This window comes from Frigoribacterium sp. AC759 (assembly GCF_979256015.1).
Window position 1 is genome coordinate 1 of the sequence record NZ_CEEDMT010000079.1, and the last position, 279, is coordinate 279.

The following is a 279-nucleotide window of genomic DNA, read 5'->3' on the forward strand; positions in this document are numbered from 1 at the left end:
GACGTAGTTGAGCGCCGCCTGGACGCAGACGGTGCGCTCGCCGCCGCGCGCGAAGGCGTTGACGGCCTTCTTCAGCTGATCGGGATCGGGGGTGTCCTCCGCGTCGTAGATCACGAGGAACTCGCCCGTCGCGAGATAGAGACCGACGTTGCAGGCGCGCGGCTTCGTCTGCGGGTGCCCCTTCGGCACGGTGACGACGTGGTAGTGCGCCGGAGGGTCGGCGGCGGCGATCGCGTCGCGGGTGGCGTCGTCCTCCTCCTCGATGAGGATGAGCACCTC

Annotated in this window: 1 protein-coding gene; it reads right to left on the bottom strand. The window is 69.5% G+C overall.

What is annotated here, in order from left to right; genetic code table 11:
- Positions 1-279 (bottom strand): glycosyltransferase (locus ACZ6JE_RS15165; protein ID WP_464319475.1); only part of this gene is annotated, 279 nt, incomplete at both ends.